General features: G+C 65.2%; 9 protein-coding genes. 5 read left to right on the top strand and 4 right to left on the bottom strand.

Translation table 11 applies throughout. The annotated features are described in order from the left end of the window. Nucleotides 1–88 precede the first annotated feature (88 nt). The 3 genes from glyA to gcvT all read left to right on the top strand — a co-directional run bounded on the left by glyA (nucleotide 89) and on the right by gcvT (nucleotide 4,058). Complete coding sequence (gene glyA, locus BM315_RS12335) at nucleotides 89–1,342, top strand: serine hydroxymethyltransferase (RefSeq protein ID WP_090501346.1); 1,254 nt, start codon at nucleotides 89–91, stop codon at nucleotides 1,340–1,342. Nucleotides 1,343–1,468: 126 nt separating this feature from the next. Next, nucleotides 1,469–2,845, top strand: a complete 1,377-nt coding sequence (locus BM315_RS12340; RefSeq protein ID WP_090501348.1) for an L-serine ammonia-lyase — start codon at nucleotides 1,469–1,471, stop codon at nucleotides 2,843–2,845. A 91-nt stretch (nucleotides 2,846–2,936) separates the two neighbouring features. Continuing rightward, entirely contained in the window at nucleotides 2,937–4,058 is a 1,122-nt protein-coding gene (gcvT, locus tag BM315_RS12345; RefSeq protein WP_090501350.1) for a glycine cleavage system aminomethyltransferase GcvT, read from the top strand. Nucleotides 4,059–4,115: 57 nt separating this feature from the next. On the opposite strand, the gene BM315_RS12350 is transcribed toward gcvT, so the two are convergent. From BM315_RS12350 to mexE, 3 genes are all read right to left on the bottom strand, one after another. Beyond that, complete coding sequence (locus BM315_RS12350) at nucleotides 4,116–5,531, bottom strand: efflux transporter outer membrane subunit (protein ID WP_090501352.1); 1,416 nt, start codon at nucleotides 5,529–5,531, stop codon at nucleotides 4,116–4,118. After that, a complete protein-coding gene (locus BM315_RS12355; protein WP_090501354.1) occupies nucleotides 5,528–8,707 on the bottom strand; it encodes an efflux RND transporter permease subunit in 3,180 nt (1,059 codons plus the stop codon). Before BM315_RS12355 ends, BM315_RS12350 begins: the two co-directional genes overlap by 4 nt. Nucleotides 8,708–8,785: 78 nt before the next feature. Beyond that, nucleotides 8,786–10,027: a multidrug efflux RND transporter periplasmic adaptor subunit MexE gene (gene mexE, locus BM315_RS12360; RefSeq protein ID WP_090501356.1), complete on the bottom strand. Its 1,242-nt coding sequence runs from the start codon at nucleotides 10,025–10,027 to the stop codon at nucleotides 8,786–8,788. A gap of 646 nt (nucleotides 10,028–10,673) precedes the next feature. Between mexE and BM315_RS12370 the strand changes: the two genes are divergently transcribed. Beyond that, entirely contained in the window at nucleotides 10,674–11,252 is a 579-nt protein-coding gene (locus tag BM315_RS12370; protein WP_090501361.1) for a hypothetical protein, read from the top strand. A gap of 21 nt (nucleotides 11,253–11,273) precedes the next feature. Here the strand turns inward: BM315_RS12370 and BM315_RS12375 are convergent, their stop codons facing one another. Further along, nucleotides 11,274–12,404: a M14 family metallopeptidase gene (locus BM315_RS12375; RefSeq protein WP_090501363.1), complete on the bottom strand. Its 1,131-nt coding sequence runs from the start codon at nucleotides 12,402–12,404 to the stop codon at nucleotides 11,274–11,276. A 390-nt stretch (nucleotides 12,405–12,794) separates the two neighbouring features. Between BM315_RS12375 and BM315_RS12380 the strand changes: the two genes are divergently transcribed. Beyond that, on the top strand, nucleotides 12,795–13,343 hold the full coding sequence (locus BM315_RS12380) for a tetratricopeptide repeat protein (protein WP_090501365.1): 549 nt from the start codon (nucleotides 12,795–12,797) through the stop codon (nucleotides 13,341–13,343). Nucleotides 13,344–13,375 lie beyond the last annotated feature (32 nt).

Genomic DNA, 13,375 nt, shown 5'->3' on the forward strand with positions numbered 1-13,375 from the left:
CGACTTTGTTTACCCAATATTTTCGACTCACCCCTACCCGGGGCGGGTCGGTTGCACCCCAAAAGAACAACAACCGAGGATCCTCAGCATGTTCAGCAAGCACGACCAACTGCAAGGCTACGATGACGCCCTGCTCGCCGCGATCAACGCCGAAGAGCAGCGCCAGGAAGATCACATCGAGTTGATCGCCTCGGAAAACTACTGCAGCCAGCGGGTCATGCAGGCCCAGGGCAGCGGCCTGACCAACAAGTACGCCGAAGGCTATCCGGGCAAGCGCTACTACGGCGGTTGCGAGCATGTGGATGTGGTCGAGCAGCTTGCAATAGAGAGGGCCAAGCAACTGTTCGGCGCCGATTACGCCAACGTCCAACCGCACTCCGGTTCCTCGGCCAACTCGGCGGTGTACCTGGCCCTGCTCAATGCCGGCGATACCATTCTCGGCATGAGCCTGGCCCATGGCGGCCACCTGACCCACGGCGCCAAGGTGTCGTCCTCGGGCAAGCTGTACAACGCCGTGCAGTACGGCATCGACGAGAACGGCCTGATCGACTACGCCGAGGTCGAGCGCCTGGCCGTCGAACACCAGCCGAAGATGATAGTCGCAGGGTTCAGCGCCTATTCGCGCACCCTGGATTTCGCCCGCTTCCGCGCCATCGCCGACCAGGTCGGCGCCCTGCTGTTCGTCGACATGGCCCACGTCGCCGGCCTGGTCGCCGCCGGCCTGTACCCCAACCCGATTCCGTTCGCCGATGTGGTCACCAGCACCACCCACAAGACCCTGCGCGGCCCGCGTGGCGGCCTGATTCTGGCCAAGAGCAATCCCGAGATCGAGAAGAAGCTCAACGCCGCGGTGTTCCCCGGCGCCCAGGGCGGGCCGCTGATGCACGTGATCGCGGCCAAGGCGGTGTGCTTCAAGGAGGCTCTGGAACCCGGCTTCAAGACCTATCAACAGCAGGTGATCGACAACGCCCGGGCCATGGCCGAAGTCTTCGTCGGCCGCGGCTATGGGGTGGTTTCCGGCGGCACCGACAACCACCTGATGCTGATCAGCCTGGTCAAGCAGGGTCTGACCGGCAAGGCCGCCGATGCGGCGCTGGGCGCGGCGCATATCACGGTGAACAAGAACGCCGTGCCCAACGACCCGCAGTCGCCGTTCGTCACCTCCGGCATCCGCATCGGCACCCCTGCGGTGACCAGCCGCGGCTTCAGGCAGGGCGAGTGCCGCCAACTGGCCGGCTGGATCTGCGACATCCTCGATGCGCTGGATAACGCCGAAGTCAGCGCGCGGGTTCGTGGTCAGGTCGCCGACCTTTGCGCGACTTTCCCGGTCTACTCTGCATAGATTAAGTACGCTTCTTGATGCTGTGCGTAGGAGCGGGCCATGCCCGCGATTGAGAGAGCCCTTCGCGGGCATGGCCCGCTCCTACAAGAGCTTGCACCGCATCACAACCAGAAGCCGGAGACCCACATGTCACTCAGCGTTTTCGATCTATTCAAAATCGGCATCGGCCCGTCCAGCTCGCACACGGTCGGGCCGATGCGCGCCGCCGCCCGCTTCGCCGAAGGTTTGCGCCGCGACGGCCTGCTGGCCAGCACCGAGTCGGTCAAAGTCGAGCTGTACGGCTCGCTCGGCGCCACCGGCAAGGGCCACGGCAGCGACAAGGCGGTACTCCTCGGCCTCGAGGGCGAGCAGCCCGATACCGTCGAGATTGCCAGCATCGCCGGACGCCTGGCGGCCCTGCGCGAAACCGGCGAACTGCGACTGCTCGGCGAAAAACCGATCCGTTTCCTCGAGAAAGAACACCTGGCGATGATCCGCAAACCGCTGGAGTATCACCCCAACGGCATGATCTTCCGCGCCTTCGACGCTGCCGGCTTGCAGATCCGCTCGCGCGAGTACTACTCGGTGGGCGGCGGTTTCGTGGTCGATGAAGACGCCGCCGGCGCCGACCGCATCGTCGAGGACCAGACCCAACTGACCTACCCCTTCACCACCGGCAAGCAACTGCTGGCCCACTGCGCCGAACACCAGCTGTCGATCAGCCAGCTGATGCTGGCCAACGAAGCCGCCTGGCGTCCGGAGGCGGAAACCCGCGCCGGTCTGCTGAAGATCTGGCAGGTGATGCAGGACTGCGTCGAGGCCGGCTGCCGCAACGAAGGCATCATGCCCGGCGGGCTCAAGGTCAGGCGCCGCGCCGCCGCCCTGCACCGCCAGCTGTGCGACCATCCGGAAGCCGCCCTGCGCGACTCGCTGAGCGTGCTCGACTGGGTCAACCTCTACGCCCTGGCGGTCAACGAGGAAAACGCCAGCGGCGGCCGCGTGGTGACCGCCCCGACCAACGGCGCGGCCGGCATAGTGCCGGCGGTGCTGCACTACTACATGCGCTTCATCCCCGGCGCCAACGACGACGGCGTGGTGCGCTTCTTGCTCACCGCCGCCGCCATCGGCATCCTCTACAAGGAAAACGCCTCGATCTCCGGCGCCGAGGTCGGCTGCCAGGGCGAAGTCGGCGTGGCCTGTTCGATGGCCGCCGGCGCCCTGTGCGAAGTACTCGGCGGCAGCGTCAACCAGGTGGAGAATGCCGCCGAGATCGGCATGGAACACAACCTCGGCCTGACCTGCGACCCGATCGGCGGCCTGGTCCAGGTACCCTGCATCGAACGCAACGCAATGGGCTCGGTCAAGGCGATCAACGCCGCGCGCATGGCCCTGCGCGGCGACGGCCAGCACTTCGTCTCGCTCGACAAAGTGATCCGCACCATGCGCCAGACCGGCGCCGACATGAAGAGCAAATACAAGGAAACCTCGCGCGGCGGCCTGGCGGTGAACATCATCGAATGCTGACGTAGAGTGCGCTGCGCGCACCAATGACCCCATCCGACACACGTATTGATCACGACCCGGTGCGCACGGCGCACCCTACCGGAGAGATTGCATGACCACTGAAACCCTGGCGAAAACCCCGCTACACGCCCTGCACCTGGAACTCGGCGCGCGCATGGTGCCCTTCGCCGGCTACGACATGCCGGTGCAATACCCGCTCGGCGTGATGAAGGAACACCTGCACACCCGTGAGGCCGCCGGCCTGTTCGACGTCTCGCACATGGGCCAGATCATCCTGCGCGGCCCGCAGGCGGCAGCGGCCCTGGAACGCCTGGTGCCGGTCGACATCGTCGACCTGCCGGTGGGCATGCAGCGCTACGCCATGTTCACCGATGATCAGGGCGGCATTCTCGACGACCTGATGGTCGCCAACCTGGGCGACGATACCCTGTTTCTGGTGGTCAACGCCGCCTGCAAGCACCAGGACCTGATGCACCTGCAACTGCAGATCGCCAGCCAATGCCAGATCGAGCCCTGCTTCGACCGCGCCCTGCTCGCCCTGCAGGGCCCGCAAGCCGTCGACGTGCTGGCGCGCCTGGCGCCGGAAGTGGCCAAGATGACCTTCATGCAGTTCGCCCCGGTGCGCCTGCTCGGCGTCGACTGCTTCGTCAGCCGCTCCGGCTACACCGGCGAAGACGGCTATGAAATCTCGGTGCCGGCCGCACACGCCGAAGCCCTGGCACGCAGCCTGCTGGCCGAACCGGAAGTCGCGGCCATCGGCCTCGGTGCGCGCGATTCGCTGCGCCTGGAAGCCGGCCTGTGCCTGTACGGCCACGACATGAGCAGCAGCACCACGCCGATCGAAGCCAGCCTGCTGTGGGCCATCTCCAAGGCCCGCCGCGCCGATGGCGCGCGGGCCGGCGGCTTCCCCGGCGCCGAGCGGATCTTCGCCCAGCAGCAACAGGGCGTCGCCAGCAAGCGCGTCGGCCTGCTGCCGCAAGAGCGCGTGCCTGTACGCGAAGGCGCGGAAATCGTCGATGCCGATGGCAATGTGATTGGCTCGGTATGCAGCGGCGGCTTCGGCCCGACCCTGGGCGCACCGGTGGCCATGGGTTACCTGCAAAGCAGCCACACGGCCCTCGACACCCCGGTCTGGGCCATGGTGCGCGGCAAGCGCGTGGCGATGAAAGTCGCCAAGACCCCGTTCGTGCCGCAGCGCTACTACCGCGGCTGAGATCCTGGCCAGGGAGCGGCGGACAGGCCTGCCGGCATGCCCGCCCCGCCCCTCGGATCACGCGGCTTTTGTAGAAGCGTCTGGCTGCCAACCTCCTCCCAGCGCCTTGTAGATGGCGACTATGCCCCGGTACAGCTCGATTTCGGCCTGGGCCTGGGCGTCTTCGGCGGCCAGCCGCTCGCGTTCGGCGTCGAGCAGCACCAGAAAGTCCACCTCGCCTTCGCGGTAGCGCACCCTGGCTTGTTCGGCGGCGGCGCGGCTGGCGTCGGCTTGGCGCAGCAGGGCGAGCAGGCGTTGCTGGTTGTTGGCGTAGTCGCTGAAGGCGTTGGCCGATTCCTCCAGCGCCAGCAGCACCTGTTGCTCATAGTTGGCCAGGGCGCCATCGGCTTCGGCTTCGGCGCCGCGCAGACGAGCACGTACGCTGCCCAGGTCGAACGCCGCCCAGCTTATGCTCGGCGCCACGCCCCAGGCGCGCGCCGCCGATGAGCCCAGTTGCGAGCCGCGTCCGGCGGTAAAGCCCAAGAAACCACTGAGGCTGACCCGCGGAAACAGATCCGCGGTGGCCACGCCGATGCTCGCGGTGGCCGCCGCCAGCTGGCGTTCGGCGGCGTGCACGTCGGGCCTGCGCCGCAGCAGTTCGGCCGGGTCGCCGATCGGCAGGGCCTTGGCGATGGCCGGCAACGGCCGGGCGGACAGATCCAGCTCGAGTTGTTCCGGGCGCAGGCCGAGCAGGGTGGCGATGCGGTGTTTGGCCCGTTGTTGCTGCGCCTGCAATTGCGGCAGGCTGGCTGCGGTGGCGGCCAGACGGGCATCGGCGCGCAGCACATCCAGTTCCCTGCCGACCCCGGCCTCGCGCAATTGCTCGGTGATGGCCCGCGACTCCTGCTGGTTTTCCAGGTTCTGCGTGGCGATGCGCTCGCGCAGCTGGGCGCCGCGCAGGTTGCCATAGGCATCCACCAGCTCGGCGATCAGACTGACCTGCAACTGGTGGTAGTCGGCTTCGGCCACTTCGATCTGCGCGTCGCTGGCTTCCAGTTGGCGCTGGATGCGGCCGAACAGATCCAGTTCCCAGGCCATGTCCAGCCCCAGGTCGTAGCGCTCGCTGTTCACCCGTCGCTCGCTGATGCCGGGCTGCTGGGCCTTGCCGATCTCGCTGCTGGCACGGCTGCTGACGGTCGGCAACTGGTCGTTGGCGACATCGTCACGAATGGCGCGGGCGGCGCGCAGGCGGGCGAAGGCCACGCGCAGCTGGCGGTTGCCGTCTAGCGACTGCTGCACCAGCTGGTTCAGGGTCGGGTCGTCGAACTGCTGCCACCAGAGCGCTTCGAAACGCGAGCGGTCGTAGTCGCCGGCTTTGGCGGCGCTCAGTTGCGCCGGCGCGGTTGCCGGGGTCTGGTAGTCGGGGCCGACGGCGCAGGCTCCAAGGGTCAAGGCGCAGGCCAGGGCCAGCAAGGCGGGAGCTAGTGCCTTCATGCCTGCACCTCCTGCAGACGCGCGGCTTTCTTGGCTTGGCCGTTCTCCACGAAGGCGCGGATCAGCACGTAGAACACCGGGGTCAGCAGCAGGCCGAAGAAGGTCACGCCGAGCATCCCGCTGAACACCGCGACGCCCATGGCATGGCGCATCTCCGCGCCGGCGCCGGAGGACAGTACCAGCGGCACCACGCCCATGATGAAGGCGAAGCTGGTCATCAGGATCGGCCGCAAGCGCAGGCGGCAGGCTTGCAGCACCGCGCTGACGCGGTCCATGCCCTCTTCCTGCTTCTCCTTGGCGAACTCGACGATCAGGATGGCGTTCTTGCACGCCAGGCCCACCAGTACGATCAAGCCGATCTGGGTGAAGATGTTGTTGTCGCCACCGGCCAGGATCACCCCGGTGATCGCCGATAGCAGGGTCATCGGCACGATCAGAATCACCGCCAGCGGCAGGCTCCAGCTCTCGTACTGGGCGGCCAGCACCAGGAAGGCCAGCAGTACACAGAGCGGGAAGACGAAGATCGCGCTGTTACCGGCGAGGATCTGCTGGTAGGTCAGGTCGGTCCACTCGAAGCTCATGCCGTTGGGCAGTTCCTCTGTGAGCAGCCTGGCCATCGCCGCTTCGGCCTGGCCGGAGCTGTAGCCGGGGGCGGCGGCGCCATTGATTTCGGCGGTGAGGAAGCCGTTGTAATGCATCACCCGATCCGGCCCGGCGCTATCGCTGACCTTGACGAAGGTCGACAGCGGCACCATCTCGCCACGGTTGTTGCGCACCTTGAGCTGGCCGATCTGCTCGGCTTCCAGACGGAACTGCTGGTCGGCCTGCACATTGACCTGGTAGGTGCGGCCAAAACGGTTGAAGTCGTTGGCGTACAGCGAGCCCAGGTAGATCTGCATGGTGTCGAAGATGTCGTCGATGGCCACGCCGTGGGTCTTGGCTTTCTCGCGGTCGATGGCAGCATCGATCTGCGGCACATTCACTTGATAGCTGGTAAACAGCGACATCGGGTCAAGCTCCGGCAGCTGGCGCGCCTTGGCGATGACGTTCTGGGTCTGCAGGTACAGCTCGTCGTAGCCGAGGTTGCCACGGTCCTGCACTTGCAAGCGGAAGCCGCCGATGGTGCCCAGGCCCTGCACCGGTGGTGGCGGGAAGATCGCCAGATAGGCTTCCTGAATAGAGCCGAACTGGCCGTTGAGCTCGGCGGCAATGGCCCCGGCCGACATGCTCTCGTCCTGGCGCTGGTCGAAGTCTTTCAGGGCGACGAAGACGATGCCGCTGTTCGGACTGTTGGTGAAGCCGTTGATCGACAGGCCGGGGAAGGCGATGGTGTTTTCCACGCCGGGGTGTTTGCCGGCGATGTCCGACATCTTTTTCATCACATCTTCGGTGCGATCCAGGGTCGCAGCATCCGGCAACTGGGCGAAGGCCACCAGGTACTGTTTGTCCTGTGCGGGGACAAAGCCGGTGGGAGTGGTCGCGAAGCCCAGGTAAGTCAGGCCCATCAGCCCGGCATAGACGAACAGGGCGATGCCGCTGCCACGCAGCACGCGCTTCACGGTGCCGACATAGCCGTGGCTGGCGCGCTCGAACGCCCGGTTGAACGGGGCGAACAACCAGCCGCCGAACAGCTTGTCGAGCACCTTGGAGAAGCCGTCCCTGGGCGCATCGTGGCTGCGCAACAACACCGCGGCCAGGGCCGGGGACAGGGTCAGCGAGTTGAACGCCGAGATCACCGTGGAAATCGCGATGGTCAGGGCGAACTGCTGATAGAACTGCCCGCTCAGCCCGGAGATAAAGGCGGTGGGGATAAACACCGCGCATAGCACCAGAGCGGTGGCGACGATGGGCCCGGTGACTTCCTTCATCGCCTGTTTGGTGGCTTCCACCGGGGTCTTGCCCAGGCCGATATTACGTTCGACGTTTTCCACCACGACTATGGCGTCGTCCACCACGATGCCGATGGCCAGCACCAGACCGAACAGCGACAGCGCGTTGAGCGAGAAGCCGAACATGTGCATCACGGCAAAGGTGCCGATCAAGGACACCGGCACGGCGGCCAGCGGGATGATCGAGGCGCGCCAGGTTTGCAGGAACAGGATCACCACCAGCACCACCAGGATGATGGCTTCGAGCAGGGTGTGCACCACCGCCTCGATCGATCCACGGACGAAGATGGTCGGGTCGTAGACGATTTCGTAATCCACGCCCTCGGGGAAGCTCTGCTTCAGCTCGGCCATGCGTGTGCGCACCGCATCGGAAATCTCGATGGCGTTGGAGCCGGGGCGCTGGAATACCGGGATGGCGACTGCGGGTTTGTTGTTCAGCAAGGAACGCAGGGCGTACTGGCTGGAGCCCAGCTCGATCCGCGCGATGTCCTTGAGGCGGGTGATTTCGCCGTTCTCGCCGGCGCGGACGATGATGTTCTCGAACTCCTCCTCAGTGACCAGGCGGCCCTGGGTGTTGATCGACAACTGGAAGCTGTTGCCGGCATCGGCCGGCGGCGCACCGAGCGAACCGGCGGCGACCTGGCGGTTCTGCTCGCGGATGGCGTTGACCACGTCCGTTGCGGTCAGATTGCGCGAGGCCACCTTGTTCGGGTCGAGCCAGACGCGCAGCGAGTAATTGCCGAGGCCGAACAACTGCACATCGCCGATGCCGTCCAGACGCGCCAGCTCGTCCTTGATATTCAGTGCGGCGTAATTGGACAGGTAGAGCATGTCGTAGCGGTCGTCGGGCGAGGTCAGGTGCACCACCATGGTCAGGTCGGGCGAGGCCTTGTCCACGGTCACGCCGAGGCGCTGCACTTCGGTGGGCAGGGTCGGCATGGTTCGGGTGACGCGGTTCTGCACCTGCACCTGGGCTTTGTCCAGGTCGGTGCCGAGGGCGAAGGTCAGGGTCAGGGTCATCTTGCCGTCGGCCGTGCCCTGGGACGACATATAGAGCATGCCTTCCACGCCGGTGATCGCCTGTTCCAGCGGCGAAGCGACGGTTTCGCCGATCACCTTGGGGTTGGCGCCGGGGAAGTTGGCGCGCACCACCACGGTGGGCGGCACCACTTCCGGGTATTCGCTGATCGGTAACTGGAACAGCGAGATGGCCCCGCCGATCAGGATCAGCAGCGACAACACCGCAGCGAAGATCGGCCGCTGGATAAAGAATTGCGAGAAGTTCATTTGTGAGTCCTTGGACGCTGGTGCGCACGGCGCACCCTACGGTCAGGGGTAGGGTGCGCTGCGCGCACCAAGGCGTTATCAGCTGCGGGGGGTGCCGGACTTGGCGTTCTGTTCGGCGACACGTGGCGCGTCGCGGGCATCCACTGCTTGGCGCAAACGGGCGAGGGCAGCGAGGGTTTCGCTATCGGCCATGGGCACGCTTTGCGGCTCGACGATGGAACCGGGCATGGCGCGTTGCAGGCCGTTGACCACGATCTTCTCGCCCTTGGCCAGGCCGCTGCGGACGATGCGCAGGCCTTCCATCTTCGGCCCCAGTTCGATGGCGCGGTAATTCACGCTGTTGTCTTCGCCGAGCACCAGGACGAACTTCTTGCCCAGGTCGGTGCCCACGGCCACGTCCTGAATCAGGGTCGCGGCGTAGGTGCTGCTGCCGACCAGCTTGAGGCGGGCATAGAGGCCGGGGGTGAAACGGCCGTCGGCGTTGTCGAACACCGCGCGGCCACGGATGGTGCCGGTCTGCGGGTTGACCTGGTTGTCGAGAAAATCCAGCCGACCGAGGTGCGGATGGCCTTCCTCGCTGCTCAGACCGAGGTAGACCGGGCTGGCGTCGCGGATCTGGCCGCCGTCCTGACGGGCCAGCTCGACGTACTTGAGGAACACCCGCTCGTCGGCATCGAAGTAGGCATAGACCTTGTCGGTACTGACCAACGAGGTGAGCTGGCTCTGCCCGGCGGTGACCAGGTTACCGGCGGTGACTTCGGCACGGCTGACGCGGCCATCGATGGGCGCGGTGACGCGGGTGAAACTCAGGTTGAGGCGGGCGTTGTCCAGCTCGGCCTGGATGCCGGCGACCGCGGCCTGGGCTTCCTGGGCGGCGCTGGCGCGGGCATCGGCCAGCTCGGCGGAAATCGCGTTGCTCTTGCGCAGACGCTCGCCGCGACGGGCTTCGCCGAGGGTGCGGGTCTGGCTGGCGCTGGCTTGTTGCAATTGGGCTTCGAGGCGTTTGACCTCGGCCTCGAATGGCCGCGGATCGATCTGGAACAGCAAATCGCCTTTCTTCACCAAACTGCCTTCGTCGAATGCCACCCGGTCGATGAAGCCGGACACCCGCGGGCGAACATCCACCGATTCGGGGGCTTCAAGACGCCCGGTGAATTCATCCCATTCGTTGATCGGCTGTTCGATGACTTCGGCGACACTGACTTGCGCCGCGGGCATCGGCTGGGTGGCTTGCGGAGCCTGGCCGCAGGCGCTGAGCAGCAAGACGGCGGCAAGGGTCAAAGACAACGGCCAGACAGGGTTGTTGTTGGACTGTTCCATGGATGACTCCGCCAGAGGTGGTTGTGGATGGGCGGAGTTTGCGGGCTGAGCTGACCTTGAACGAATCGAACGCCACGAAGATGAATATCAGCGGGAATAATGATGGGGCCGGTTGTATCGATAAGGGCAATTACAACGCACAGCCCTCTTATCAAATAACCTGTATGTCATTGATGTTATGGGTTATGACGTTCCTTGTGGGAGGGGCCCACAAGCCGATAGACGCAATTGCCCCCAGTTTTCTACGCGACAGCGCGGTGTCTGGACGACGGGCAATCTCCCATCAAGCGGCCTCACTCATCGGGCGGCGGTGGCGCAAAATTCAGGAGACGGACGCTGTCCGTTAACCGACCAGGCCGTGACGAAGACTATTGTCGCCTCCGACCTCACCCAGTCTTCGTGCGGCACAGACGTCTTCATACGCCACATCGAGTACCTGTGATTGCTGCCGGCAGGCACGCGGCATCCGATCCAATCAGGCAGCAATCGCCCGACCTGTTGTTTACCTGCCTGGAGCACCTTGCCGATCGGCTCCGGCAACATGTACAGGCTATGCTCCATAAACAGGGCGCGTCGCGATTGAAATGCGCTCCTCAGCGCTCCGCAGCCAGCCTGCTGCCGTCGCGAGATAAACCGAGGAATCCTCATGCCACGCAGAAGACTATTCGCCCGGCTGAGTTCGCTCATGCTCATCGGCCTGCTTGCCGTTCCCCCCTCCAACGCCTTGGCGTGGGAGTTGCTGGGTGTGAAGAGCATCACCGCCACCACCCGCGACAACCAGCGAATCACCCTTGGCAGCGTGCGTTTCGAGCCGCGCGGTGATGGAACCGTGGCGTTCACCGTCACCCTGGAGCCTGCGCGCTTCACCGACCACTTCCTGTCCATGAAGGAGTTCAAATGCCTCGACGGCCCGGGCGAAGTCTTCTGCCATGTGCCTTACCCGCACGCGCAGCCCGGCACCATTACCCCCGATGACCTGGCATGGCTGGAGCACAACCTGTTGTTCTTGTACCAGTTGCCGACCGATTTCGGCGCCAAGCTGTGGAATGGCTTGTACTTCCAACTGGAGCCTACGCAACAAGGGCTGCGGGGCAGACCGCAGGCGATAGACCTCAACTACATCAGCGCGCCGTCAGACACCGCCGAACAGCCGCCCTACCAACCGGAGCAGCGCGACGAGATTGCCCCCGGCGTGCGCTGGATCGAGTCCCTGAGCATCGAGTAGTGGCCGTGCTACTTATCCTGCCTAACGCAGCCCACCCACCATCGCCGCCACCACCCTGAGCACATCCCTGGCCAACCGCTTCGAGCGCTTGCCGCTCCAGCCGGTGAGCGGATTGGGGTTGTCGTCGTGGTCCTTGAACGGCATCTCGATGGTGAAGGACAGGCAGTCGAATTCCATACCGACCCCGTTGCAGGCCAGGGTGGTGTTGGCCTGGCCCGGCTCGTCGCGTTTGTAGCCGAATTCTGTCTGGAATTCGGCGCCGATACCGACCAGGCGGCTGCGGAACTCCTCCTCCAGTTGTGCCAGGCGCGGGCTGTAACCGGGGTTGCCTTCGCAGCCGGCGGTGAATACGTGGGGAATTTCCTCGTCGCCGTGGATATCGAGGAACAGGTCGACGCCGACCTGGCGCATCTGCTGCTGGACGAACAACACCTCGGGGCTCTCGCTCGCGCTGGCCGCTTGCCAGGCGCGGTTGAGGTCCTGGCCGGCGGCGTTGGTGCGCAAGTGGCCACGCACGGCGCCGTCGGGGTTCATGTTCGGCACCAGGTAGAGGTCGGCCTGCTGCAGCAGGGCATTCAGTTCGGCGTCGTCGCGCCGCTGCAGGTGCTCGATCACACCCTCCATGAACCATTCGGCCATGTGCTCGCCGGGGTGCTGCTGGGCGATGATCCAGATCTTGCGCTGCGCCTGCGGGTTGCGGCTGACGCGCAGCAACTGGATGCCGCGGCCCTCGATGCTGTTACCCGTGGCGAACAGCTCGGCACCGGCCTGGTTCAGCGCCTGCTCGATCAGCCAGTCATGGCGCGCGCGGCTGTAGGGCTCGAAGTAGGCGAACCAGACCTGGGCCTCGCTCGGCTCGATGGCGAAATCGAGCGCACCATCCTCGAAGCGGCTGGGCACGCGGAACCAGGTGCGATGATCGTAAGAGGCGACGGCGTTGTAACCGGTCCAGGCATGGTTGTAGGCGGACTCGCCGGCGTTGCTCAAGCTGAAGCCGTAGCGCTGGCCCGGGGTCAAACCCTCGACTTTGAAATGGAACCACTGGAAGTGATAGCTGTTGAGATCGGGGCGCATGGCCAGCAGCACCCGCTGCGGGTTGCTGGCGTCGAGCACCTCGATATTGCCGCTGTCGAAGTTGCTGCTAATGATCATGGGTACCTCAACGGTCTGATGATGGCGCTGCTCCACTGTCCGCAAGAACCGCAGTGCTGCCAGCCAAGGGAAAACGCCAGAGGCGACGAACAGATAGACATTCTGCCGGGAATGGCGCGCCTGGCGAAGCCCGCTGAGCGAGAGCCAGGGCTCGTTCCCTCCAGACTGACAAGGCGGTAGCCGCAGCACCCTGTCGGATAGCGGCAAGCAGCAGCGCAACTTGCGCCCACTCCCGGGGTCTTCTGCAGGCCAATCGGCTCAAGGGGCCGCGCCAGGGAATAGACACCTAGCCGGCGGCGCAAAGCGTTGCGTTTGATCAGGCACCCCCCCGGCGCGCCGGACCGTCCGAACAGCCTGGCGCAAGCCTCCCGCATACGTGAAGGAATAACCATGACAGTTCAGCAATGGGCAGGCACAAAACTACTCGCGTTCCTGTGCGCGCTGTCGCTGCTGGGCGGTTGCGCCAGCCAGCAACCACAGACGCCCCAGGCGCAGGCGCCGCTAACGGGCGGCTCCCAGGTCGAGGACGCAGATGCCACCCTGGAGAGACTGCGCAGCCAAGCCCATCGCGGCGACCTCGACAGCCAGTTCCAGCTGGGCAGTTCCTACTTCGTCGGCCAACCGGCGAAAGACCTCAAGCAAGCCGAATACTGGTGGCAGCAGGCCGCCGACAAGGGCCACGCCCTGGCGGCGGTCAGCCTGGCCTATCTGTATACCGGCCGCGACAATCCGCAGTTCGCCAACCCGCAGCGCATGCTCAAGTACCTCAACCAGTCGGCCGCCAGCGGCAATCCGCTGGCCCAGCACATCCTCGGCAACCTCTATCTCAGGGGCGAGCAAGGCGTACCGCGCGATGCCAACCAGGCACGCCGGCTGTTCCAGAGCGCCTGCAAGCAGAACTATGAGGCCAGTTGCACGGCCTTGAGCACATTGCCCTGAAGCCGGTGCGAGAGGCTCCGCGCAAGAACGAC

It is taken from the genome of Pseudomonas borbori, assembly GCF_900115555.1.
GTDB lineage: Bacteria > Pseudomonadota > Gammaproteobacteria > Pseudomonadales > Pseudomonadaceae > Aquipseudomonas > Aquipseudomonas borbori.

Coding starts and splice junctions, on each gene's coding strand:
- BM315_RS12340 (WP_090501348.1), top strand. CDS start 1,469: ATGTCACTCAGCGTTTTCGATCTATTCAAAATCGGCATCGGCCCGTCC.
- glyA (WP_090501346.1), top strand. CDS start 89: ATGTTCAGCAAGCACGACCAACTGCAAGGCTACGATGACGCCCTGCTC.
- BM315_RS12380 (WP_090501365.1), top strand. CDS start 12,795: ATGACAGTTCAGCAATGGGCAGGCACAAAACTACTCGCGTTCCTGTGC.
- BM315_RS12375 (WP_090501363.1), bottom strand. CDS start 12,404: ATGATCATTAGCAGCAACTTCGACAGCGGCAATATCGAGGTGCTCGAC.
- gcvT (WP_090501350.1), top strand. CDS start 2,937: ATGACCACTGAAACCCTGGCGAAAACCCCGCTACACGCCCTGCACCTG.
- mexE (WP_090501356.1), bottom strand. CDS start 10,027: ATGGAACAGTCCAACAACAACCCTGTCTGGCCGTTGTCTTTGACCCTT.
- BM315_RS12370 (WP_090501361.1), top strand. CDS start 10,674: ATGCCACGCAGAAGACTATTCGCCCGGCTGAGTTCGCTCATGCTCATC.
- BM315_RS12350 (WP_090501352.1), bottom strand. CDS start 5,531: ATGAAGGCACTAGCTCCCGCCTTGCTGGCCCTGGCCTGCGCCTTGACC.
- BM315_RS12355 (WP_090501354.1), bottom strand. CDS start 8,707: ATGAACTTCTCGCAATTCTTTATCCAGCGGCCGATCTTCGCTGCGGTG.